This is a genomic window from Streptomyces silvae, assembly GCF_016745505.1.
Taxonomy (GTDB): domain Bacteria; phylum Actinomycetota; class Actinomycetes; order Streptomycetales; family Streptomycetaceae; genus Streptomyces; species Streptomyces silvae.
The window spans coordinates 1-21,991 of record NZ_JAERUC010000128.1 but is presented as its reverse complement, the minus strand read 5'-3'; the positions used below and the strand labels follow the sequence as shown (position 1 = coordinate 21,991).

Below are 21,991 nucleotides of genomic sequence, written 5' to 3'. Positions count from 1 at the left end.
CCGCCGTACAGGAAGAGTCGTCCAACCGATGGCCGGTCCCGCGTTCCGAGCCGCCGCCGTCCGGGTGCGCGTCCCCGCAACCAGCGCCAATCTGGGCCCGGGTTTCGACGCCCTCGGCCTCTCGCTGGGGCTCTACGACGACGTCGTCGTCCGGGTCGCCGATTCCGGGCTGCACATCGACATCGCGGGTGAGGGCGCCGAGACGCTGCCCCGCGACGAGAGCCACCTGCTCGTACGCTCCCTGCGCACGGCCTTCGACCTGCTCGGCGGACAGCCCCGAGGCCTGGAGATCGTCTGCGCCAACCGCATCCCGCACGGCCGCGGCCTCGGATCCTCGTCCGCCGCCATCTGCGCCGGGATCGTCGCCGCCCGCGCCGTGACGACGGGCGGCGAGGCCCGCCTCGACGACGCCGCGCTGCTGGAGCTGGCCACCGAGATCGAGGGCCACCCCGACAACGTCGCCGCCTGTCTGCTCGGCGGCTTCACGCTCGCCTGGACGGACGGCGGAGCCGCCAGGGCGATCCGGATGGACCCCGCCGACTCCGTCGTGCCGGTGGTCTTCGTCCCGGCCACCCCGGTGCTCACCGAGACCGCCCGCGGCCTGCTGCCGCGCACCGTCCCCCATGTGGACGCCGCGGCCAACGCCGGCCGCGCGGCCCTGCTGGTCGAGGCCCTGACGCGGCGGCCCGAGCTGCTGCTCGCGGCCACGGAGGACCGGATCCACCAGGAATACCGGGGCCCGGCGATGCCGCAGAGCGTGGAGCTGGTGAACCGGCTGCGCGCCGACGGTGTCCCCGCTGTCATCTCCGGTGCGGGGCCGACCGTGCTCGCACTGACGGAGGAGGGTTCGGCCGACAAGGTCGCCCGGCTGGCGGGTGAGGGCTGGGCCGCGAACCGGCTCGCCCTCGACGCCACGGGTGCGAGCGTGTTGCCGCTCGCCGCGTAATCCCACGTGATTGCCGGTGCATGAGAGGGGGAATGTTTGTTGGAGCCGGTAGTGTTAACCTCAAGTCAGCAATCGACGTCTTCGTGGCGCGTTGCTTCGTGTCCCCCTCCGGGACCACCACTCTTCCGGGAGCCTCCCCGACTGCCTGAGCAGCCTGCCTGAGCTTTCGAGCACGCTCCGGAACCGGCACGACACCCTCTTGCTCGTCCAGGAGTGGGCCGAGCAGGGGGATCTCGCGCCGGAACCCCGCACATTCGTCTCTCCGCCGTACCCGGCGGACCACCGCCCCGGCAAGGTCCGCGATCGACACGATCAACAGACCGCAGTCGGACAGCACAACCGGTCGCCGAGCCAGAAGGCCGACGTCCGCTCCAGGGAAGGACCCTTCGTGAGCGACACCACCGATCTGATGGGCGTGAGCGCCGACAAGAGCGTCGACAGCTCCGTGCCCGCCGAAGGTGCTGCCACTGGCACCACCGCACGGCGCCGCCGCTCCGGCACCGGCCTCGAGGGCATGGTCCTGGCCGAGCTGCAGCAGGTCGCGTCCGGCCTCGGCATCAGGGGAACTGCGCGGATGCGCAAGAGCCAGCTGATCGAGGTCATCAAGGAGGCGCAGGCGGGAGGCTCCTCCGCGCCCGCCCCCAAGGCCGCCGCGTCCGCCGGTACGGACGCCGGGAGCAAGCCCAAGCGGCGTGCCACGTCCAAGACGCGCACCGGTGACGAGACCGCTGCCGCCCCGGCCGCCGACAAGGCCGCCGCCCAGCAGCAGATCGACATCCCGGGCCAGCCGGCCAGCGACGAGCAGCCGACGGGCGAGCGCCGCCGTCGCCGGGCGACCGCGCAGGCGGGCAGCCCCGACACCAAGGCGGAGCCGAAGGCCGAGTCCAGGACGGACGCCGAGCCGAAGAGCGAGCCCAAGGCCGAGGGCCGTCAGGACCGCGGCGACGAGCGCGCCGAGACGAAGGGCGACGCCAAGGCCGAGTCCGCGGCCGACACGGCCGAGGGCCGTCGCGGCGACCGCCAGGACGGCCGGCGTGACCGTGGCGACCGCCAGGACCGCGGTGACCGCAGGGACCGCCAGCGCGACCGGCGCGGCAAGGGCGACGACCAGGGCCAGCAGGGCGGCGGACGCCGTCAGGGCCAGCAGGGCGGCGGCCAGAACCAGGGCCAGGGCCAGCAGGGTGGCGGCGGCCAGCAGGACGACGGTTACGACGACGAGGGCGGCCGCCGTGGGCGCCGCGGGCGTTACCGCGACCGCCGTGGCCGTCGTGGCCGCGACGACTTCGCGACCGACGTGCAGGTGGCCGACGACGACGTCCTGATCCCCGTCGCGGGCATCCTCGACATCCTCGACAACTACGCGTTCATCCGGACCTCCGGCTACCTGCCGGGACCGAACGACGTGTACGTCTCGCTCGCCCAGGTCCGCAAGAACGGCCTGCGCAAGGGTGACCACGTCACCGGTGCGGTGCGCCAGCCCAAGGACGGCGAGCGCCGCGAGAAGTTCAACGCGCTGGTCCGTCTGGACTCCGTCAACGGCATGGCGCCGGAGACCGGCCGCGGCCGTCCCGAGTTCCAGAAGCTGACCCCGCTGTACCCACAGGACCGGCTCCGTCTGGAGACCGACTCCAACATCCTGACCACCCGGATCATCGACCTGGTCGCCCCGATCGGCAAGGGCCAGCGAGGCCTGATCGTGGCCCCGCCGAAGACCGGTAAGACCATGATCCTGCAGGCCATCGCCAACGCGATCACGGTCAACAGCCCCGAGTGCCACCTGATGGTCGTCCTGGTCGACGAGCGTCCGGAAGAGGTCACCGACATGCAGCGGTCGGTGAAGGGCGAGGTCATCTCCTCGACCTTCGACCGTCCCGCCGAGGACCACACCACGGTCGCCGAGCTCGCCATCGAGCGCGCGAAGCGCCTCGTGGAGCTGGGCCACGACGTGGTCGTCCTGCTGGACTCGATCACCCGCCTGGGCCGCGCCTACAACCTGGCGGCACCGGCCTCCGGCCGCATCCTGTCCGGTGGTGTCGACTCGACCGCGCTGTACCCGCCGAAGCGCTTCTTCGGTGCGGCGCGCAACATCGAGGACGGCGGCTCGCTGACCATCCTGGCCACCGCGCTCGTCGAGACCGGCTCGCGCATGGACGAGGTGATCTTCGAGGAGTTCAAGGGCACCGGCAACATGGAGCTCAAGCTCGACCGGAAGCTCTCGGACAAGCGCATCTTCCCGGCGGTGGACGTGGACGCGTCCAGCACCCGTAAGGAAGAGATCCTGCTCGGCAGCGACGAGCTGGCGATCGTCTGGAAGCTGCGCCGGGTGCTCCACGCGCTCGACCAGCAGCAGGCGATCGAGCTCCTGCTGGACCGCATGAAGAAGACGCAGTCCAACGCGGAGTTCCTGCTCCAGATCCAGAAGACGACGCCGGCGCCGGGCAACGGCAACGACTGACCGGACCTCTGAATCAGGAGAGCCCAAACACCCCTGGAATCCGCCCCGTTACTCGAGTGACGGGGCGGATTTCTGTGTGTAATATCAACTGGCCGTCACAGTCCCCCCACATACGGCACACATTCTCTGAAATGCCATTGGACAACGGGAGACTTGCGTGCGCATATCGCGTCATGCCGGACGGGTACGAAAACTTCGAGGACTGATAGGCGCCGGCATAGCGGCGCTGGCGCTGCTCGGCAGCGGTCTGACGGTCAACGCCCAGGCCGCCGACGGCGGCGAGCGGTTCCTGCCGCCCAAGGGTGCCACCGTGGTCAGCCCCCAGGGGAAGTCCCCGCGCATCATCGGCGGTACCAGCACCGCATTCAGCAGTGCTCCCTGGATGGTTCAGCTTCTCTTCGAGTTCGACAACGACGGCTACTACTACTTCACCTGTGGGGGCACGCTCGTCGCTCCCAACAAGGTGATGACGGCCGCGCACTGCGTGACGGACGAGAACGGCAAAGCGCTGAACATGGTCGGGCAGGGCCTGGTGCTCGCCGGAACGGCCAAGCTCGCCGGCGGCCCCAATGACGAGGGCACCGCCGTAAGCATCACCCGCTCCTATTTCGCGGGTTCGTACAACGCGGACGCGATCGACAACGACGTCGCTCTGCTCACGCTTTCCAAGCCGCTCTCGTACACGCCGGCCCAGCCCGCCTCGTACGGCGACAACGCCCGCTACACCGCCGGGACCGTGGCCACCACGTACGGGTGGGGCATGACCGGCTCGGACTACGACTTCTCCCCGCTGTCGGACACCCTCCTGCGCCTCGAGCAGCCGCTGCGTTCGGACGCCGAGTGCTCGGAGAGCCTCGACACGGCGGTCTCCATCCCCGGCGCGTACAAGCCCGGGCACATGATCTGCGCGGGTGTGGGCGGCACCGGAAACGACTCGACGGGCAAGGCCACCTGCCCCGGTGACTCGGGCAGCCCGATGTTCGTCAGCGGCCGGGTCATCGGCATCACCTCGTGGGGTGTGGCCAGCCAGACCGAGGCCTGCAACATGCGGGGCACGTACGACGTGTACACCAAGGTCGCGACCTACTACCGCTCGATCCAGCCGCGGATCGACGACACCAGCTTCAGCCGCGACCACCGCGCCGACCTCTTCGCACGCACCACCGGTGCGACCGCCTACACCGTCAACTCCACCGGCGAGGCGCTCGCAGCACGCAAGGCCTTCGCGGGTTCGTACAGCGCCTACAACCTCTTCGTCCAGACGGACCTCGACCGTGACGGTTACGAGGACCTCATCGCCCGCGAGGGCACGACGGGCGACGTGTACTGGCTGCACCGTTCCGCCAGCAGCTCGACCTACGCCAGGACGAAGATGTTCAGCGGCTGGAAGACGGTTCGCGCGATCGTCGCCCCCGGCGACGTGAACAACGACGGCAAGGGTGATGTCCTGGCCGTCACCTCGACGGGCGACCTGATGGTCTACCCGAGCTACGGCAACGGCAAGTTCAACACCGCGGTCAAGGCCGCGACCGGATACCAGGTGTACAACCAGGTCCGCGGTCACGGCGACTTCACCTACGACGGCAAGAACGACCTGCTTCTCCGCCGGGGTGGCACCAACGACCTCTACCTCGCCAAGGGCACGGGCAAGTCCACCGCCCCGTTCGAGGCCCCGGTACTGGTCCGCAGCAACTGGTCCGCCTACGACCTGCTCGTCACGCCGGGTGACGTCAACGGCGACGCCAAGTCCGACCTCGTGGCCCGTACGCCCGCCGGCGCGCTGTACCTCCTCAAGGGGACGGGCGTGGGCACATCGGAGATCTTCGCCACACAGGTCAAGCTCGGAACCGGCTGGAACAGCTACTACACGGTCAGCTGAATGACCAGGTGAGCCCCGGGATACCGGCCCGTTCACCCGCTCCTCCCGAGGCCCCCGTCGCACGACGGGGGCCTCGGCTCGTTGTGCAACGCTTCTGGGTGCTCCGGTCGTCCCACCGAGTGACGCCGGACCGCGCCCGTGCACCACGGCAGGGGGTAGCAGCGAGAAGCGAAAGAGGGATCGCATGAGCGAGCAGAGCAGGAGCGCCGGCCGAATACGCGGCACCGGCAGCCGCCGGAGGAAGCCGTCGCGGGCGCGGCGGGTGAAGCGGGTCGCCCTGTGGGGTGCCGCCGCCCTGGTCGTCGTCGGGGGTTCCGGGCTCGCTTACGCGTACGTCACCCTCGACGGGAACCTGAAGGGCGTCGACATCGACGCCGCCCTGGGAACCGACCGCCCCGACGACGTCGACAACGGGTCGCAGGACATCCTGGTGCTGGGTTCCGACTCCCGCTCCGGTGCCAACGGGAAGTACGGCGCCGACGAGGGCTCCGCCCGTGCCGACACCGCGATGATCGTCCACGTCGACGAGGGCCACACCGCCGCGAGCGTCGTCTCCGTCCCGCGCGACACCCTCGTCGACCGTCCCGCCTGCACCAGCGACACGACCGGTGAGCAGGTCGCCGCTGCGCACGAGCAGATGTTCAACTCGGCGTACCAGGTCGGCGGGCCCGCCTGCGCGGTGAAGACCGTCGAGGCGATGTCCGGCATCCGCATGGACCACTACGTCGAGGTCGACTTCACCGGGTTCGAGAAGCTCGTCGACGAGCTCGGCGGGGTGAAGGTCACCACCTCGGAGTCGATCGACGACCCCGACAGCCACCTCGCCCTGAAGCCCGGCACCCACACGCTCAGCGGCGAGCAGTCGCTCGGCCTGGTCCGTACGCGCCACAGTGTCGGCGACGGCAGTGACCTCGGCCGCATCCAGCTCCAGCAGGCGTTCGTCAAGGCGCTGATGGACCAGGCGAAGAGCGTCGGGGTGTTCTCGAACCCGAAGACCCTCTTCGGCCTCGCCGACACCGCCACCCAGGCCGTCACCACCGACTCCGAGCTGGCCTCCGTCAAGAAGCTCACCGGCTTCGCGAACGGGCTCAAGGGCCTCGGCTCGAAGGACGTCGACATGGTCACGCTCCCCGTGGAGTACGACCCCCAGGACCCGAACCGGGTGCTGCCCCAGAAGAAGGCGGGGGAGCAGGTCTGGGCCGCCCTCAAGCAGGACAAGCCGGTCCCGGCGTCCGCGACGGCGAAGTCGGCCGGTGACAAGGGCGACGCGGGGGACGTCGTACGGTGAACGGGACGTTCCGTCACCGCGCGGTAGCGGAACGTTCCCCGGGCGTACGGGAATACACACGGCCGAGGTCTCGTTTTGGGAGATACGGCCGGTCCTGGCAGACTGGTACGTCGGCCCCGGTTCACGGACGCGCAATCCGCGCGAACGACCCGGAGCCCTCCCGAATCTAGGAGACACCTTGAAGCGCGACATTCACCCCGAGTACGTCGAGACCCAGGTCAGCTGCACCTGCGGTGCGTCGTTCACCACCCGGAGCACCCTTGAGGGCGGCGCCATCCGCGCCGACGTCTGCTCCGAGTGCCACCCGTTCTACACGGGCAAGCAGAAGATCCTCGACACCGGCGGCCGCGTGGCCCGCTTCGAGGCCCGCTTCGGCAAGGCTGCCGGCTCCGCCAGCAAGTAGCGAGCCACTGCGCCGGTTCCCGACGCCCTCCAGCGGGGCGCCGGGACCGGCGTTTTTTCCGGCTGTGCGTCCGGCCGCCCCTCCGGGGAGCGGCACCGGCGGCACACCGTCCAGCCAGGCCCGCAGACGTATGACGCAGAAACCAGGAGCCCGAAGATGTTCGAGGCGGTCGAGGAACTGATCGGCGAGCACGCCGATCTCGAGAAGAAGCTCGCCGACCCGTCGGTCCACGCCGACCAGGCCAACGCGCGCAAGCTGAACAAGCGCTACGCGGAGCTGACCCCGATCGTCTCCACCTACCGGTCCTGGAAGCAGACCGGCGACGACATCGGGACGGCGCGCGAATTCGCCGCCGACGACCCGGACTTCGCCGCCGAGGTCAAGGTCCTGGAGAAGCAGCGCGAGGAGATCACCGAGAAGCTCCGCCTCCTCCTGGTCCCGCGCGACCCCAGCGACGACAAGGACGTGCTCCTGGAGATCAAGGCGGGCGCGGGCGGCGACGAGTCCGCCCTCTTCGCCGGCGATCTGCTCCGCATGTACCTGCGGTACGCCGAGCGCGTCGGCTGGAAGACCGAGATCATCGACTCCACCGAGTCCGAGCTGGGCGGCTACAAGGACGTCCAGGTCGCCGTGAAGACCAAGGGCGGCAACGGCGCCACCGAGCCCGGCCAGGGCGTCTGGGCCCGGATGAAGTACGAGGGCGGGGTGCACCGCGTGCAGCGCGTGCCCTCCACCGAGTCGCAGGGCCGCATCCACACCTCGGCCGCCGGTGTGCTCGTCACGCCCGAGGCGGAGGAGGTCGACGTGGAGATCCACGCCAACGACCTCCGCATCGACGTCTACCGCTCCTCGGGCCCCGGCGGCCAGTCCGTCAACACCACGGACTCCGCCGTGCGCATCACGCACCTGCCGACCGGCGTCGTCGCCTCCTGCCAGAACGAGAAGAGCCAGCTCCAGAACAAGGAGCAGGCCATGCGCATCCTGCGCTCCCGGCTGCTGGCCGCCGCCCAGGAGGCCGCCGAGCAGGAGGCCTCCGACGTGCGCCGCAGCCAGGTGCGTACCGTGGACCGCTCGGAGAAGATCCGGACGTACAACTACCCGGAAAACCGGATCTCGGACCACCGGGTGGGCTTCAAGGCGTACAACTTGGACCAGGTCCTCGACGGTGACCTCGACGCCGTCATCCAGGCCTGCGTGGACGCCGACTCCGCAGCCAAGCTCGCCGCCGCATAAGCCGTCTGCCCCACAGCCCCGCCCCGCTCGTGAACCCGTACGGAGAACCGCGATGAACCTGCTGCTCGCCGAGGTGGCCCAGGCCACCCAGCGGCTGGCCGACGCCGGTGTCCCCTCACCGCGATTCGACGCCGAGGAACTCGCCGCGTTCGTGCACGGGGTCAAGCGGGGCGAGCTGCACAACGTGCCGGACGCCGACTTCGACGCCCGCTACTGGGAGACGATCGCCCGCCGCGAGGCCCGCGAACCGCTCCAGCACATCACCGGCCGCGCCTTCTTCCGCTACCTGGAACTCCAGGTCGGCCCCGGCGTCTTCGTCCCGCGCCCGGAGACCGAGTCGGTCGTCGGCTGGGCGATAGACGCCGTCCGCGCGATGGACGTCGTCGAACCGCTGATCGTCGACCTCTGCACCGGATCGGGCGCGATCGCGCTCGCCATGGCGCAGGAGGTCCCGCGCTCCCGTGTGCACGCCGTGGAGCTGTCCGAGGACGCCCTGCGCTGGACCCGGAAGAACGCCGAGGAGTCCAGGGTCACCGTCCACCGCGGAGACGCGCTGAGCGCCCTCCCCGAGCTCGACGGCCAGGTCGACCTGGTCATCTCCAACCCGCCCTACATCCCGCTCACCGAGTGGGAGTACGTGGCGCCGGAGGCCCGCGACCACGACCCGCAGATGGCGCTCTTCTCCGGCGAGGACGGCCTCGACACCATCCGCGGCATCGAACGCACCGCACACCGTCTGCTCCGCCCCGGCGGGCTCGTCGTCATCGAGCACGCCGACACCCAGGGCGGGCAGGTGCCGTGGATCTTCACCGAGGAGCGTGGCTGGGCCGACGCGGCCGACCACCCCGACCTGAACAACCGGCCCCGGTTCGCGACGGCCCGCAAGGCCATGCCGTGACCACCGGGACACCGGCACCGCACGATCCCCACCCCACAGACCCGTACATGTCCGAGGAGGCCGGCTGATGGCACGGCGATACGACTGCAACGACGCGACCGACCGTACGACCGGCCTGCGTGAAGCCGCGTCCGCCGTCCGCCGCGGCGAACTGGTCGTGCTGCCCACCGACACCGTGTACGGGATCGGTGCGGACGCCTTCAGCTCGGAGGCCGTCGCCGACCTGCTCGACGCCAAGGGCCGCGGCCGCAACATGCCGACCCCTGTCCTGATCGGCTCCCCGAACACCCTGCACGGCCTGGTCACCGACTTCTCCGAGCAGGCCTGGGAGCTCGTCGACGCGTTCTGGCCCGGCGCGCTCACGCTCGTCGCCAAGCACCAGCCGTCCCTCCAGTGGGACCTGGGCGACACCCGTGGCACCGTGGCCGTCCGGATGCCCCTGCACCCGGTCGCCATCGAGCTCCTCACGGAGGTCGGCCCGATGGGCGTCTCCAGCGCCAACCTCACCGGACACCCCTCGCCCGAGACCTGTGACGCCGCCCAGGAGATGCTCGGTGACAGCGTCTCCGTCTACCTCGACGGCGGCCCGACCCCCGGGATCGTCCCGTCCTCGATCGTCGACGTCACCGGCAAGATCCCGGTCCTGCTGCGGGCGGGCGCCCTCTCGGTCGAGGAACTCCGCAAGGTGGTACCCGACCTCGAGGTGGCCAATTGACCGCCCCTGAGGGGCGTGGCATAGCGGGGCAGCACGACACTTTCCGCATCCTCCACGTCAGCACCGGCAACGTCTGCCGCTCGCCCATCACCGAGCGGCTCACCCGCCATGCCCTCGTGGACCGCCTGGGGGACCCGCTGAGCGGCGGGCTCATCGTCGAGAGCGCGGGCACCTGGGGGCACGAGGGCGCACCCATGGAGGCCAACGCCGAGGTCGTCCTCGCCGACTTCGGCGCCGACGCCACCGGCTTCGTGGGCCGCGAGCTCCTCGACGAGCACGTGATCCGCGCCGACCTGGTGCTCACCGCGACCCGCGACCACCGCGCCCAGGTGATCTCCATGGGGCACTCGGCGGGCCTGCGGACCTTCACGCTCAAGGAGTTCACCCGGCTGGTGCGGGCCATAGACCCCGCGACGCTGCCCGACGCCCGTGAGGAGGGCGTCGTCGAGCGTGCCCGCGCGCTGGTGCGCGCCGCGGCGGCCCTGCGCGGCTGGCTGCTGGCCCCCACCGCGGAGGCGGACGAGGTCTACGACCCGTACGGCGCCCCGATCACGTTCTTCCGCTCCATCGGTGACGAGATCAGCCAGGCGCTCGATCCCGTCATGACGGCACTCACCGGGGTACGCGCCCCCCACTGAGGTGCGCCCGGCCCACGCCCCCGCACGGCGGGATGCGCCGACCGGCGTAGAGGGGCGCCCGGCAGCGGGCAGGCGGCCCGGGGCGGGCCTACATTGGATCTGACGCCACGCACCCCCCTCCAGGCCCGGAGCCCCCGATGCCGGTCACCACTCCCGCCGCCCGCGCGGCCGCGCCACCGAAGCCCCTGCCGGACGCCGCGACCGCCCTGCCGCAGGACTTCGGCGCCCTGCTCCGCCAGGACCCGGAGATCGGCGGCATCCTGCTGGCCGAGGCCGGGCGGCAGTCGAGCACCCTCCAGCTCATCGCGGCCGAGAACTTCACCTCGCCCGCGGTCCTCGCCGCCCTCGGCTCCCCCCTCGCCAACAAGTACGCCGAGGGCTACCCCGGCGCCCGCCACCACGGAGGCTGCGAGCAGGCCGACGCCGCGGAACGCGTCGCCGTCCGGCGGGCGACGGAGCTGTTCGGTGCCGAGCACGCCAACGTCCAGCCGCACTCCGGCTCCTCGGCCGTCCTCGCCGCGTACGCCGCGCTGCTGCGCCCCGGCGACACGGTGCTGGCCATGGGACTCCCGTACGGCGGCCACCTCACCCACGGCGCCCCCGGCAACTTCTCCGGGCGCTGGTTCGAGTTCGCGGGGTACGGCGTCGATCCCGACAGCGGGCTCATCGACTACGCGCAGGTGCGCGCCCTCGCCAGGGCGCGACGCCCCAAGGCGATCGTCTGCGGCTCGATCTCGTACCCCCGGCACCCCGACTACGAGCAGTTCCGCGACATCGCCGACGAGGCCGGCGCCTATCTGATCGCGGACGCGGCCCATCCGATGGGCCTGATCGCCGGGGGAGCGGCGCCCAGCCCGGTCCCGTACGCGGACGTGGTGTGCGCCACCACGCACAAGGTGCTGCGCGGGCCGCGCGGCGGCATGATCCTGTGCGGCGTCGAGCTGGCCGAGCGGATCGACCGCGCGGTGTTCCCGTTCACCCAGGGCGGCGCCCAGATGCACACGGTCGCGGCGAAGGCCGTCGCGTTCGGCGAGGCGGCGACCCCGGCGTACGCGGTCTACGCCCACCGGGTCGTCGCGCACGCCCGGGTCCTGGCGAGCGCCCTGGAGGCCGAGGGCTTCGAGGTCACCACGGGCGGCACGGACACCCACATCGTCGTCGCGGACCCCGCCCCGCTGGGCGTCGACGGCCGCACCGCCCGCGAGCGGCTCATGGCCGCCGGGATGGTCCTGGACACCTGCGCCCTGCCGTACGGGGACGCGCGCGGCCTCCGGCTGGGCACCGCGGCCGTCACCACCCAGGGCATGGACGAGGACGACATGGCGCGGATCGCCGAACTGTTCGGCGCGGCCGTGCGCGAGGAGGGCGACCCGGGGGCGCTGCGGGCCGAGGTGCGCGGACTGGCCGAGCGCAATCCGCCGTATCCGGGGTAGACGAGGGCGGTGGAACCATTACCCGTGGCTCGGTGTCCTCGCTCATGAGACTAGGGTGTGGGGCTGAGATGGCCGGCGAATTCTGTGGGGCAGCCCGTGCGTGATTACCTGCTGACGCTCTGTGTCACGGCAGCGGTGACCTATCTGCTGACCGGGCCGGTGCGGAAGTTCGCCATCGCGGTCGGGGCCATGCCCGCGATCCGCGCGCGTGACGTACACCGGGAACCGACACCTCGGCTCGGTGGCATCGCCATGTTCGGCGGACTGTGTGCGGGGCTGATCGTCGCGGACCACCTGTTCAACCTCAACGGGGTCTTCGAACTCTCCAACGAACCCAGAGCACTGCTCTCCGGTGCCGCCCTGATCTGGCTGATCGGCGTACTCGACGACAAGTTCGAGATCGACGCGCTGATCAAGCTCGGCGGACAGATGATCGCCGCCGCGGTCATGGTCATCCAGGGTCTGACGATCCTGTGGCTGCCCATTCCCGGTGTGGGCACGGTCGCGCTCACCCAGTGGCAGGGCACGCTGCTCACGGTCGCCCTGGTCGTGATCACCATCAACGCGGTCAACTTCGTCGACGGCCTCGACGGCCTCGCGGCCGGCATGGTCTGCATCGCGTCGGCCGCGTTCTTCCTCTACACCTACCGTCTCTGGTACGGATACGGGATCGAGGCGGCCGCCCCCGCGACGCTCTTCGCCGCGATCCTGATGGGGATGTGCCTCGGCTTCCTGCCGCACAACATGCACCCCGCCCGGATCTTCATGGGCGACTCCGGATCGATGCTGATCGGCCTGGTGCTGGCCGCCGGCGCGATCTCCGTCACCGGCCAGGTCGACCCGGACGCGATGAAGCTCTTCGAGGGCAGCGAGCGGCAGGCGACCCACGCGATGCTGCCGGTCTTCATCCCGCTGCTGCTGCCGCTGACGATCATCGCGATCCCGGCGGCCGACCTGATCCTCGCGATCGTGCGCCGCACCTGGAACGGCCAGTCGCCGTTCGCCGCGGACCGCGGACACCTGCACCACCGTCTGCTGGAGATCGGGCACTCGCACAGCCGTTCCGTGCTGATCATGTACTTCTGGTCGGCGCTCATCGCCTTCGGCGCCGTCGGCTACTCCGTGCACTCCGCGTCGCTGTGGATCGTGCTGGTGATCGTGGGGCTCAGCGCCGTGGGCCTGGTCCTGCTGCTGATGCCCCGTTTCACCCCGCGCGCCCCGCACTGGGCCGAGTCCTTCGTGCCGCCGCGCTACCGGCGCCGCAGCCACGGGGAGGCCGTCGGCGGCGAGGCGGGGGACGAGGGCGCCCCGGGTGCCCAACACGGGCCGGAGAGCTCGCAGATGGCCTCTCCGGAGCCGGAACGGGCCTCGGTGGCCGTGGGGGTGTCCGGCGTCAACGGAGCGACCGCGATCGGCCCCCGTTCGCGCTTCACGGATCGGGACCGGGCCGACTCACCGCGTTAGCACCGCCGACGCAGAAGCCCCTATATCAGACAATGTGGCGTGATGTTCTGCACACACGCGCGGGTTAACCCTCATGTGTGACAGCTGGCACACTTTCTGAGTAAAGACCTCATCAAATAGTTTGTGATACCGTTCACGAAGCCCGGTGAGGAGGCCGAAGGACCTGAGTAGCACGGTCCTTTGGCCCGAAACATCGACTCGGACCGGGCCTACGCTCGTCCCTGACGACCACTGACCACCCCCTGCAATGCGGAGTAACCGCCATGCCGTCCAACGACGCCCGGACTCTCCTTCACACCGCCGTGCCCACTGCTGCCGTCGGTGTTGTCGCCGTCGCTGTCAGCGCTGCGCTCGCCGGCGGCAAGGGAGCGATCGGCGCTGCGGTCGGGACGCTGGTGGTGATCCTCTTCATGGGGATCGGGCTCGGCGTCCTGCAGCGCACGGCCAAGTCGATGCCGCACCTGTTCCAGGCCATGGGACTCGTGCTCTACACGACCGAGCTGCTGCTGCTCTTCGTCTTCGTCGCCGCCTTCAAGAACACGACGCTGTTCAACCCGCGGGCCTTCGCCGCCTCGTTGATGGCCGCGACGCTCGTCTGGGTCGCGGCGCAGATCCGCGTCCACATGAAGACCAAGATCCTTTACGTCGAGCCGGACTCGTCCACGGGCAAGACGCCCGAGAACATGGGGTCTTCGACGTGAGGGGTAGGCCCGGGATAAGCGCGCGTTCGAGACCCTGCTATCGTCCGGTGCCAACTGCGGCACAGCGGGCGCGGGCATCAAAATCGGCGCCTGCTTCATCGCGAGGCGTAATGCCTGAGCCGCCCCCCATCCGTAACACCAGTCCAGTGCCGACCAGCGGCTGCTTGCCGCGCCGACACAACGAGGTTGCCGTACCTATGCGCCACGCTGAAGGAGCCCGCGGTGAGTGCTGACCCGACGACGGTGCTCGCCTTCGAGACCGACTGCCACATCTTCGACGGATGCGGCTTCCCGGCTCCTGGCCTGCACTCCTTTGTTTTCGAGCCGATGTTCACCGTCGGCGGCATCGAGATCAACAAGCCGATGCTGCTGGCGGTCCTGAGCACCGTTGTCGTCGTCGGCTTCTTCTGGGCCGCCTTCAGCAAGCCGAAGCTGGTGCCCGGAAAGCTCCAGATGGTCGCCGAGGCGGGTTACGACTTCATCCGCACCGGTGTGGTGTACGAGACGCTCGGCAAGCGTGAGGGCAAGAAGTACGTGCCCCTCATGGTCTCGCTGTTCTTCTTCATCTGGATCATGAACCTCTGGGCGATCATTCCGTTCGCCCAGTTCCCGGTGGTCTCGGTCATCGGGTTCCCGGTGGCGCTGGCCGCGATCGTCTACATCCTGTGGGTCAGCCTGACCTTCAAGCGGCACGGCTTCGTCGGCGGCTGGAAGAACATCTCCGGCTACGACCCGTCGATCGGCCCGGCTCTTCCCTTCGTCATGCTCATCGAGATCATGTCGAACCTGCTGATCCGGCCGTTCACGCACGCCGTGCGACTGTTCGCCAACATGTTCGCCGGTCACGTGCTGCTGCTGATCTTCACCATCGCCAGCTGGTACCTGCTGAACGGCATCGGCATCGCGTACGCCGGTGTGTCGTTCGTGATGACCATCCTGATGACCGCCTTCGAGCTGTTCATCCAGGCGCTGCAGGCCTACGTGTTCGTCCTTCTGGCCTGCAACTACATTCAGGGTGCTCTCGCCAAGGAGCACTGAGCAGTCCAGCACCACCCCCGATAGTCGTCCGGTGGCCAACCCCCACCGGTTCTGAAAGAGAAGGAAGAAACGGCATGTCCGCTCTTGAGACCCTCGCCGCCGTCAACATCACGGGCAACCTCGGTTCCATCGGCTACGGCCTCGCCGCGATCGGCCCCGGCGTCGGCGTCGGCATCATCTTCGGTAACGGCACCCAGGCGCTCGCCCGCCAGCCCGAAGCTGCCGGCCTGATCCGCTCGAACCAGATCCTCGGCTTCGTCCTCTGTGAGGCGCTCGCCCTGATCGGTCTCGTCATGCCCTTCGTCTACCCGGTCGACTAATTCGCGGCATAACGACTGCCCGAAGCGACGAAAGGCATTGATGTGAACGCCCTACAGCTGGCGTCCGAGGAAGAGATCCAGAACCCGCTGCTCCCGGCGCTTCCTGAGATCATCATCGGTCTGATCGCCTTCGCCATCGTCTTCGGTTTCCTCGCCAAGAAGCTCCTCCCGAACATCGAGAAGGTTCTGGAAGAGCGCCGCGAGGCCATCGAAGGCGGTATCGAGAAGGCCGATGCGGCCCAGACCGAGGCCCAGAGCGTTCTTGAGCAGTACAAGGCTCAGCTCGCCGAGGCCCGCCACGAGGCCGCCCGACTGCGCCAGGAGGCGCAGGAGCAGGGTGCCGTCATCATCCAGGAGATGAGGGCGGAAGGTCAGCGGCAGCGCGAGGAGATCATCGCGGCCGGCCACGCCCAGATCGAGGCCGACCGCAAGGCCGCGGCGTCCGCGCTGCGCCAGGACGTGGGCACCCTCGCCACCACCCTGGCCGGCAAGCTCGTCGGCGAGTCCCTCGAGGACCACGCCCGGCAGAGCGGCACCGTCGACCGTTTCCTCGACGAGCTCGAGGCGAAGGCCGAGGCCGTCCGATGAACGGAGCGAGCCGCGAGGCGCTGGCCGCCGCACGCGAGCGTCTCGACGCACTGACCGACTCCACGTCGGTCGACGCGGCGAAGCTCGCCGAGGAGCTGGCAGCCGTCACCGCGCTGCTCCACCGCGAGGTATCGCTGCGCCGGGTCCTCACCGACCCGTCGCAGGGCGGCGAGGCCAAGGCCGAGCTGGCCGGACGGCTCCTGCGGGGCCAGGTGGGCGGCGAAGCCGTGGACCTGGTCTCCGGCATGGTCCGGTCCCGCTGGTCGCAGTCGCGTGACCTGGTGGACTCGGTCGAGGAACTGGCGAACACCGCGGACCTCACCGCGGCTCAGCGCGCCGGTGCGCTCGACGACGTCGAGGACGAGCTCTTCCGGTTCGGCCGGATCGTCGGCTCCGACGTCGCCCTGCGCTCCGCCCTGACCGACCGGGCGGCCACGGCCTCCGCCAAGAGCGCGCTGCTCCGCAGCCTGCTCGGCGGCAAGGCCCAGCCCGTCACCGAGCGCCTGATCACGCGCCTCGTGACGCAGCCCCGAGGACGTAGCCTGGAAGCGGGACTCGACTCCCTGTCCAGGCTCGCCGCGGAGCGCCGGGACCGCATGGTCGCCGTCGTCACCTCGGCGGTGCCGCTGTCCGATCGCCAGAAGCAGCGCCTCGGCGCCGCCCTGGCGAAGATCTACGGCCGGCAGATGCACCTGAACCTGGACGTGGACCCCGAGGTCCTCGGTGGGATCGCGGTGCGCGTCGGTGACGAGGTCATCAACGGCACGATCGCGGAGCGCCTCGACGAGGTCACCCGCAGGATGGCCGGCTGACAGCGCGCAGCGCCCACACCGCACCAACTGAACGAGCAAGAACAGCGGCCCGGTTGGGCCGTGCAGAAATTGCAGAAGATTCCTGGGGGTCGCCCCCAGACCCCTTTGAGAAACTTCGGGCCCAACAAGGAGAGCAGGGAACCCCAGATGGCGGAGCTTACGATCCGGCCGGAGGAGATCCGGGACGCACTGGATAACTTTGTCCAGTCGTACCAGCCGGACGCGGCCTCGCGCGAGGAGGTCGGGACGGTCAGCGTTGCCGGCGACGGCATCGCGAAGGTGGAGGGCCTGCCCTCCGCCATGGCGAACGAGCTGCTGAAGTTCGAGGACGGCACCCTCGGTCTCGCCCTCAACCTCGAGGAGCGCGAGATCGGTGCGATCGTCCTCGGCGAGTTCAGCGGAATCGAGGAGGGCCAGCCGGTGCAGCGCACCGGTGAGGTGCTCTCCGTCGGCGTCGGCGAGGGCTACCTCGGCCGCGTCGTCGACCCGCTCGGCAACCCGATCGACGGTCTCGGCGAGATCGCGACCGAAGGCCGTCGCGCCCTCGAGCTGCAGGCCCCTGGCGTCATGGTCCGTAAGTCGGTGCACGAGCCGATGCAGACCGGCTACAAGGCCGTCGACGCCATGGTGCCGATCGGCCGCGGCCAGCGTCAGCTGATCATCGGCGACCGTCAGACGGGTAAGACCGCTCTGGCCGTCGACACGATCATCAACCAGCGCGACAACTGGCGCTCGGGCGACGTGAACAAGCAGGTGCGCTGCATCTACGTCGCCATCGGTCAGAAGGGCTCCACCATCGCCTCCGTGCGCGGTGCCCTCGAAGAGGCCGGCGCGCTCGAGTACACGACCATCGTCGCCGCCCCGGCGTCCGACCCGGCCGGCTTCAAGTACCTGGCGCCGTACACCGGTTCGGCCATCGGCCAGCACTGGATGTACGACGGCAAGCACGTCCTCATCATCTTCGACGACCTCTCGAAGCAGGCCGACGCCTACCGCGCCGTGTCGCTTCTGCTGCGCCGTCCGCCGGGCCGTGAGGCCTACCCGGGCGACGTCTTCTACCTGCACTCGCGTCTGCTGGAGCGCTGCGCCAAGCTCTCCGACGACATGGGCGCCGGTTCGATGACGGGCCTCCCGATCGTCGAGACCAAGGCGAACGACGTGTCGGCGTTCATCCCGACCAACGTCATCTCCATCACCGACGGCCAGTGCTTCCTGGAGTCCGACCTGTTCAACGCGGGTCAGCGTCCGGCGCTCAACGTCGGTATCTCGGTCTCCCGAGTCGGTGGCTCCGCCCAGCACAAGGCCATGAAGCAGGTCTCCGGCCGACTGCGTGTGGACCTCGCCCAGTACCGCGAGCTGGAGGCGTTCGCCGCCTTCGGTTCCGACCTGGACGCGGCCTCCAAGGCGTCGCTGGAGCGCGGTAAGCGCATGGTCGAGCTGCTGAAGCAGCCGCAGTACGCCCCGTTCCCGATGGAGGAGCAGGTCGTCTCCGTCTGGGCCGGCACCACGGGCAAGATGGACGACGTCCCGGTCGAGGACATCCGCCGCTTCGAGAGCGAGCTGCTGGAGTTCCTGCGCCGTGAGCGCAAGGACCTCCTGACCAGCATCGCCGAGGGCGGCAAGATGTCCGACGACACGCTGCAGTCGATCGCCGACGCGATCGCCACCTTCAAGCAGCAGTTCGAGACCTCGGACGGCAAGCTCCTGGGCGAGGGCTGATCGATGGGCGCTCAGCTTCGCGTTTACAAGCGCCGCATCCAAGCCGTCACCGCGACCAAGAAGATCACCAAGGCGATGGAGATGATCGCCGCCTCGCGCATCGTCAAGGCGCAGCGCAAGGTGGCGGCGTCGATGCCGTACGCGACCGAGCTCACCCGTGCGGTGACCGCGGTCGCGACCGGCTCGAACACCAACCATCCGCTCACCACCGAGGCCGAGTCCCCGGCCCGGGCGGCGGTCCTGCTCCTCACGAGCGACCGCGGTCTGGCCGGCGGCTACTCCTCCAACGCCATCAAGGCGGCGGAGCGGCTGAGGGAGCGGCTGGCAGCCGAGGGCAAGGAGGTCGACACGTACATCGTCGGCCGCAAGGGTGTCGCGTACTACGGCTTCCGTGAGCGCAAGGTCTCGGGGTCGTGGACGGGCTTCACCGACAGCCCCGAGTACTCGGATGCCAAGAAGATCGCCGAGCCCCTGATCGCGTCCATCCAGAAGGACACGGCCGAGGGTGGCGTCGACGAGCTGCACATCGTCTTCACCGAGTTCGTGTCGATGATGACGCAGAACGCGGTCGACGGACGGATGCTGCCGCTGTCGCTCGACAAGGTCGAGGAGGAGAGCACCGAGAAGGGCGAGATCCTTCCGCTGTTCGACTTCGAGCCGTCGGCTGAGGACGTCCTCGACGCCCTTCTGCCGCGCTACGTCGAGAGCCGTATCTACAACGCACTGCTGCAGGCCGCCGCTTCCGAGCACGCTGCCCGCCGCCGCGCGATGAAGTCGGCGACCGACAACGCCGGGGACCTCATCAAGAGCCTCTCCCGGCTTGCCAACGCGGCCCGACAGGCCGAAATCACCCAGGAAATCAGCGAGATCGTCGGCGGTGCAGGTGCTCTGGCCGACGCGTCCGCGGGGAGTGACAAGTAATGACGACGACAGTTGAGACGGCCGCTGCCACGGGCCGCGTCGCCCGGGTCATCGGCCCGGTCGTCGACGTGGAGTTCCCCGTCGACGCGATGCCGGAGATCTACAACGCCCTGCACGTCGAGGTCGACGACCCGGCCGAGGCCGGCGCTCGTAAGACGCTGACCCTCGAGGTCGCCCAGCACCTGGGTGACGGCGTGGTCCGCGCGATCTCGATGCAGCCCACCGACGGCCTGGTCCGCCAGGCCCCGGTGACCGACACGGGCGCGGGCATCACCGTGCCGGTCGGTGACATCACCAAGGGCAAGGTGTTCAACACCCTCGGCAAGATCCTGAACGAGCCGGAGGCCGAGGCGCAGATCACCGAGCGCTGGCCGATCCACCGCAAGGCCCCGGCCTTCGACCAGCTCGAGTCGAAGACCGAGATGTTCGAGACCGGCCTGAAGGTCGTCGACCTTCTCACCCCGTACGTCAAGGGTGGAAAGATCGGTCTGTTCGGTGGTGCGGGCGTCGGCAAGACGGTCCTCATCCAGGAAATGATCATGCGTGTGGCGAAGCTGCACGACGGTGTGTCGGTGTTCGCCGGTGTCGGCGAGCGCACCCGTGAGGGCAACGACCTCATCGACGAGATGACCGACTCGGGCGTCCTGGACAAGACCGCGCTGGTCTTCGGCCAGATGGACGAGCCGCCGGGCACCCGTCTCCGGGTCGCGCTGTCCGCCCTGACCATGGCGGAGTACTTCCGCGATGTGCAGAAGCAGGACGTGCTGCTCTTCATCGACAACATCTTCCGCTTCACGCAGGCCGGTTCCGAGGTCTCCACGCTGCTCGGCCGCATGCCGTCCGCGGTGGGTTACCAGCCGACCCTGGCCGACGAGATGGGTGTGCTCCAGGAGCGCATCACCTCGACGCGTGGTCACTCGATCACCTCGATGCAGGCGATCTACGTCCCCGCGGACGACCTGACCGACCCGGCTCCGGCCACCACGTTCGCCCACCTCGACGCGACGACGGTTCTCTCCCGTCCGATCTCCGAGAAGGGCATCTACCCGGCCGTGGACCCGCTGGACTCCACGTCCCGCATCCTGGACCCGCGCTACATCGCGCAGGACCACTACGACACGGCCAGCCGTGTCAAGGGGATCCTGCAGAAGTACAAGGACCTCCAGGACATCATCGCGATCCTCGGTATCGACGAGCTGGGCGAGGAGGACAAGCTCGTTGTCCACCGTGCCCGTCGCGTCGAGCGCTTCCTGTCGCAGAACACCCACGCCGCCAAGCAGTTCACCGGCCTGGACGGTTCGGACGTCCCGCTCGACGAGTCGATCGCCGCGTTCAACGCGATCTGTGACGGGGAGTACGACCACTTCCCCGAGCAGGCGTTCTTCATGTGCGGTGGCATCGAGGACCTGAAGGCCAACGCCAAGGAGCTCGGCGTCTCCTGAGCCTCCGGCTCACCGAGGGGGGTGGGTGTGTCCCGCCCCCCTCACCACGCCCCGTAGAATTGAACCGACACCCGGCACGACCGCCGGGTGGTGACCCGAGGAGCCACCCTTGGCTGCTGAGCTGCATGTCGAGCTGGTCGCCGCGGACCGCAGTGTCTGGTCCGGCGAGGCCACCCTCGTTGTCGCACGTACCACGTCCGGCGACATCGGCGTCATGCCCGGTCACCAGCCGCTCCTGGGTGTGCTGGAATCGGGCCCCGTGACGATCCGTACGAGCGACGGCGCGACCGTGGTCGCCGCTGTGCACGGCGGTTTCATCTCGTTCGCGGACAACAAGCTCTCGCTGCTGGCGGAGATCGCTGAGCTTGCTGACGAGATCGACGTCCAGCGCGCCGAGCGTGCGCTGGAGCGCGCGAAGTCGGACACGGACGCTGCCGCCGAGCGGCGCGCGGACGTGCGACTGCGTGCGGTGGCGGCGCACTGAGCGTCCCCACGAGCAGTTTTTTACTCAGCCGCGGCCCGAGCTGGAGCGATCCAGACCGTGTCGCGGCTGAGGCGATGCAGGTGCAGTCCGGTTCGGCTCGGTTCGGTATCCGTTACTCGACGATGCGAGGAGGTCGGTGGAGATGGTCCTCGCTCTGTGGGTTGGCGGTCTGGTCGTCGTACTGGTCGCGGTGGGTCTGTTCGTCTTCGGCCTCCGCAGGCGGCTGATCCAGCGCTCCGGCGGAACCTTCGACTGCAGCCTGCGCTGGGACGTGTCCGAGGAGCCGGATCCGTCCGGCAAAGGCTGGGTGTACGGGGTCGCGCGGTACAGCGGTGACCGCGTCGACTGGTTCCGGGTCTTCTCCTACTCGCCCCGTCCGCGCCGCGGTCTGGAGCGGTCCGCCATCGAGGTGGTCGCGCGCCGGCTGCCCGAGGGCGAGGAGGAGCTGGCGCTCCTGTCCGACTCCGTCGTGCTCGGCTGTCTCCACCGGGGGACACGCCTGGAGCTGGCGATGAGCGAGGACGCCCTGACCGGCTTCCTCGCCTGGCTGGAGGCGGCGCCTCCGGGCCAGCGAGTCAATGTGGCTTAGAAAAGGTGCTCGCTGGTTGGGGGTC

At 69.4% G+C, this 21,991-nt stretch carries 21 protein-coding genes; all 21 read left to right on the top strand.

Annotation, left to right across the window (positions count from 1 at the left end):
* Positions 1-28 precede the first annotated feature (28 nt).
* The 21 genes from thrB to JKV81_RS19480 all read left to right on the top strand — a co-directional run bounded on the left by thrB (position 29) and on the right by JKV81_RS19480 (position 21,966).
* Positions 29-946: a homoserine kinase gene (gene thrB / locus JKV81_RS19580; RefSeq protein WP_124274689.1), complete on the top strand. Its 918-nt coding sequence runs from the start codon at positions 29-31 to the stop codon at positions 944-946.
* Between the two features lie 388 nt (positions 947-1,334).
* Positions 1,335-3,401, top strand: coding sequence for a transcription termination factor Rho (gene rho / locus JKV81_RS19575; protein WP_202076953.1), 2,067 nt, complete (start codon positions 1,335-1,337; stop codon positions 3,399-3,401).
* A gap of 157 nt (positions 3,402-3,558) precedes the next feature.
* Positions 3,559-5,280 carry a trypsin-like serine protease gene (locus tag JKV81_RS19570; RefSeq protein ID WP_129265448.1) on the top strand — a complete coding sequence of 574 codons (1,722 nt, stop codon included), beginning with the start codon at positions 3,559-3,561 and terminating at the stop codon, positions 5,278-5,280.
* 184 nt (positions 5,281-5,464) lie between these two features.
* On the top strand, positions 5,465-6,568 hold the full coding sequence (locus JKV81_RS19565) for an LCP family protein (protein ID WP_129265449.1): 1,104 nt from the start codon (positions 5,465-5,467) through the stop codon (positions 6,566-6,568).
* 178 nt (positions 6,569-6,746) lie between these two features.
* Positions 6,747-6,971 carry a 50S ribosomal protein L31 gene (gene rpmE / locus JKV81_RS19560; RefSeq protein ID WP_099174467.1) on the top strand — a complete coding sequence of 75 codons (225 nt, stop codon included), beginning with the start codon at positions 6,747-6,749 and terminating at the stop codon, positions 6,969-6,971.
* Positions 6,972-7,127: 156 nt separating this feature from the next.
* Positions 7,128-8,204 carry a peptide chain release factor 1 gene (gene prfA, locus JKV81_RS19555; RefSeq protein ID WP_099174466.1) on the top strand — a complete coding sequence of 359 codons (1,077 nt, stop codon included), beginning with the start codon at positions 7,128-7,130 and terminating at the stop codon, positions 8,202-8,204.
* Between the two features lie 52 nt (positions 8,205-8,256).
* Complete coding sequence (gene prmC / locus JKV81_RS19550; RefSeq protein WP_099174465.1) at positions 8,257-9,102, top strand: peptide chain release factor N(5)-glutamine methyltransferase; 846 nt, start codon at positions 8,257-8,259, stop codon at positions 9,100-9,102.
* 67 nt (positions 9,103-9,169) lie between these two features.
* Entirely contained in the window at positions 9,170-9,817 is a 648-nt protein-coding gene (locus JKV81_RS19545) for an L-threonylcarbamoyladenylate synthase (protein WP_124274692.1), read from the top strand.
* Positions 9,814-10,455, top strand: a complete 642-nt coding sequence (locus tag JKV81_RS19540; RefSeq protein ID WP_073745241.1) for an arsenate reductase/protein-tyrosine-phosphatase family protein — start codon at positions 9,814-9,816, stop codon at positions 10,453-10,455. The genes JKV81_RS19545 and JKV81_RS19540 overlap by 4 nt, the downstream gene beginning before the upstream one ends.
* Positions 10,456-10,592: 137 nt before the next feature.
* Positions 10,593-11,888, top strand: coding sequence for a serine hydroxymethyltransferase (glyA, locus tag JKV81_RS19535; protein WP_124274693.1), 1,296 nt, complete (start codon positions 10,593-10,595; stop codon positions 11,886-11,888).
* A gap of 96 nt (positions 11,889-11,984) precedes the next feature.
* The gene (locus JKV81_RS19530) at positions 11,985-13,352 is read left to right on the top strand and encodes an MraY family glycosyltransferase (protein ID WP_241748520.1); all 1,368 of its coding nucleotides are present in this window, start codon (positions 11,985-11,987) and stop codon (positions 13,350-13,352) included.
* 263 nt (positions 13,353-13,615) lie between these two features.
* The gene (locus tag JKV81_RS19525) at positions 13,616-14,053 is read left to right on the top strand and encodes a Cg1360 family ATP-synthase-associated protein (RefSeq protein WP_099174461.1); all 438 of its coding nucleotides are present in this window, start codon (positions 13,616-13,618) and stop codon (positions 14,051-14,053) included.
* Positions 14,054-14,275: 222 nt separating this feature from the next.
* A complete protein-coding gene (gene atpB, locus JKV81_RS19520; RefSeq protein ID WP_129265452.1) occupies positions 14,276-15,091 on the top strand; it encodes a F0F1 ATP synthase subunit A in 816 nt (271 codons plus the stop codon).
* A 74-nt stretch (positions 15,092-15,165) separates the two neighbouring features.
* On the top strand, positions 15,166-15,411 hold the full coding sequence (gene atpE / locus JKV81_RS19515) for an ATP synthase F0 subunit C (RefSeq protein WP_014048348.1): 246 nt from the start codon (positions 15,166-15,168) through the stop codon (positions 15,409-15,411).
* A gap of 42 nt (positions 15,412-15,453) precedes the next feature.
* Complete coding sequence (locus JKV81_RS19510; RefSeq protein ID WP_129265453.1) at positions 15,454-15,999, top strand: F0F1 ATP synthase subunit B; 546 nt, start codon at positions 15,454-15,456, stop codon at positions 15,997-15,999.
* Positions 15,996-16,811 carry a F0F1 ATP synthase subunit delta gene (locus JKV81_RS19505; RefSeq protein WP_129265454.1) on the top strand — a complete coding sequence of 272 codons (816 nt, stop codon included), beginning with the start codon at positions 15,996-15,998 and terminating at the stop codon, positions 16,809-16,811. The genes JKV81_RS19510 and JKV81_RS19505 overlap by 4 nt, the downstream gene beginning before the upstream one ends.
* 147 nt (positions 16,812-16,958) lie before the next feature.
* Positions 16,959-18,530, top strand: coding sequence for a F0F1 ATP synthase subunit alpha (gene atpA / locus JKV81_RS19500; RefSeq protein WP_202076951.1), 1,572 nt, complete (start codon positions 16,959-16,961; stop codon positions 18,528-18,530).
* 3 nt (positions 18,531-18,533) lie between these two features.
* Positions 18,534-19,451 (top strand): F0F1 ATP synthase subunit gamma, encoded by a 918-nt coding sequence (locus JKV81_RS19495; RefSeq protein WP_099174456.1) that lies wholly within the window; start codon positions 18,534-18,536, stop codon positions 19,449-19,451.
* On the top strand, positions 19,451-20,893 hold the full coding sequence (atpD, locus tag JKV81_RS19490) for a F0F1 ATP synthase subunit beta (protein WP_099174455.1): 1,443 nt from the start codon (positions 19,451-19,453) through the stop codon (positions 20,891-20,893). The genes JKV81_RS19495 and atpD overlap by 1 nt, the downstream gene beginning before the upstream one ends.
* A 109-nt stretch (positions 20,894-21,002) precedes the next feature.
* A complete protein-coding gene (locus JKV81_RS19485) occupies positions 21,003-21,377 on the top strand; it encodes a F0F1 ATP synthase subunit epsilon (RefSeq protein ID WP_099174454.1) in 375 nt (124 codons plus the stop codon).
* A gap of 142 nt (positions 21,378-21,519) precedes the next feature.
* A complete protein-coding gene (locus JKV81_RS19480; protein ID WP_014154045.1) occupies positions 21,520-21,966 on the top strand; it encodes a DUF2550 domain-containing protein in 447 nt (148 codons plus the stop codon).
* The last annotated feature ends 25 nt before the right edge of the window (positions 21,967-21,991 follow it).

Bases quoted from the DNA above. Each gene is read 5' to 3' on its own strand.
- prmC (WP_099174465.1), top strand. From the start codon at position 8,257: ATGAACCTGCTGCTCGCCGAGGTGGCCCAGGCCACCCAGCGGCTGGCC.
- atpA (WP_202076951.1), top strand. From the start codon at position 16,959: ATGGCGGAGCTTACGATCCGGCCGGAGGAGATCCGGGACGCACTGGAT.
- atpD (WP_099174455.1), top strand. From the start codon at position 19,451: ATGACGACGACAGTTGAGACGGCCGCTGCCACGGGCCGCGTCGCCCGG.
- JKV81_RS19495 (WP_099174456.1), top strand. From the start codon at position 18,534: ATGGGCGCTCAGCTTCGCGTTTACAAGCGCCGCATCCAAGCCGTCACC.
- JKV81_RS19505 (WP_129265454.1), top strand. From the start codon at position 15,996: ATGAACGGAGCGAGCCGCGAGGCGCTGGCCGCCGCACGCGAGCGTCTC.
- thrB (WP_124274689.1), top strand. From the start codon at position 29: ATGGCCGGTCCCGCGTTCCGAGCCGCCGCCGTCCGGGTGCGCGTCCCC.
- prfA (WP_099174466.1), top strand. From the start codon at position 7,128: ATGTTCGAGGCGGTCGAGGAACTGATCGGCGAGCACGCCGATCTCGAG.
- JKV81_RS19525 (WP_099174461.1), top strand. From the start codon at position 13,616: ATGCCGTCCAACGACGCCCGGACTCTCCTTCACACCGCCGTGCCCACT.
- JKV81_RS19480 (WP_014154045.1), top strand. From the start codon at position 21,520: ATGGTCCTCGCTCTGTGGGTTGGCGGTCTGGTCGTCGTACTGGTCGCG.
- JKV81_RS19545 (WP_124274692.1), top strand. From the start codon at position 9,170: ATGGCACGGCGATACGACTGCAACGACGCGACCGACCGTACGACCGGC.
- atpE (WP_014048348.1), top strand. From the start codon at position 15,166: ATGTCCGCTCTTGAGACCCTCGCCGCCGTCAACATCACGGGCAACCTC.
- glyA (WP_124274693.1), top strand. From the start codon at position 10,593: ATGCCGGTCACCACTCCCGCCGCCCGCGCGGCCGCGCCACCGAAGCCC.
- JKV81_RS19565 (WP_129265449.1), top strand. From the start codon at position 5,465: ATGAGCGAGCAGAGCAGGAGCGCCGGCCGAATACGCGGCACCGGCAGC.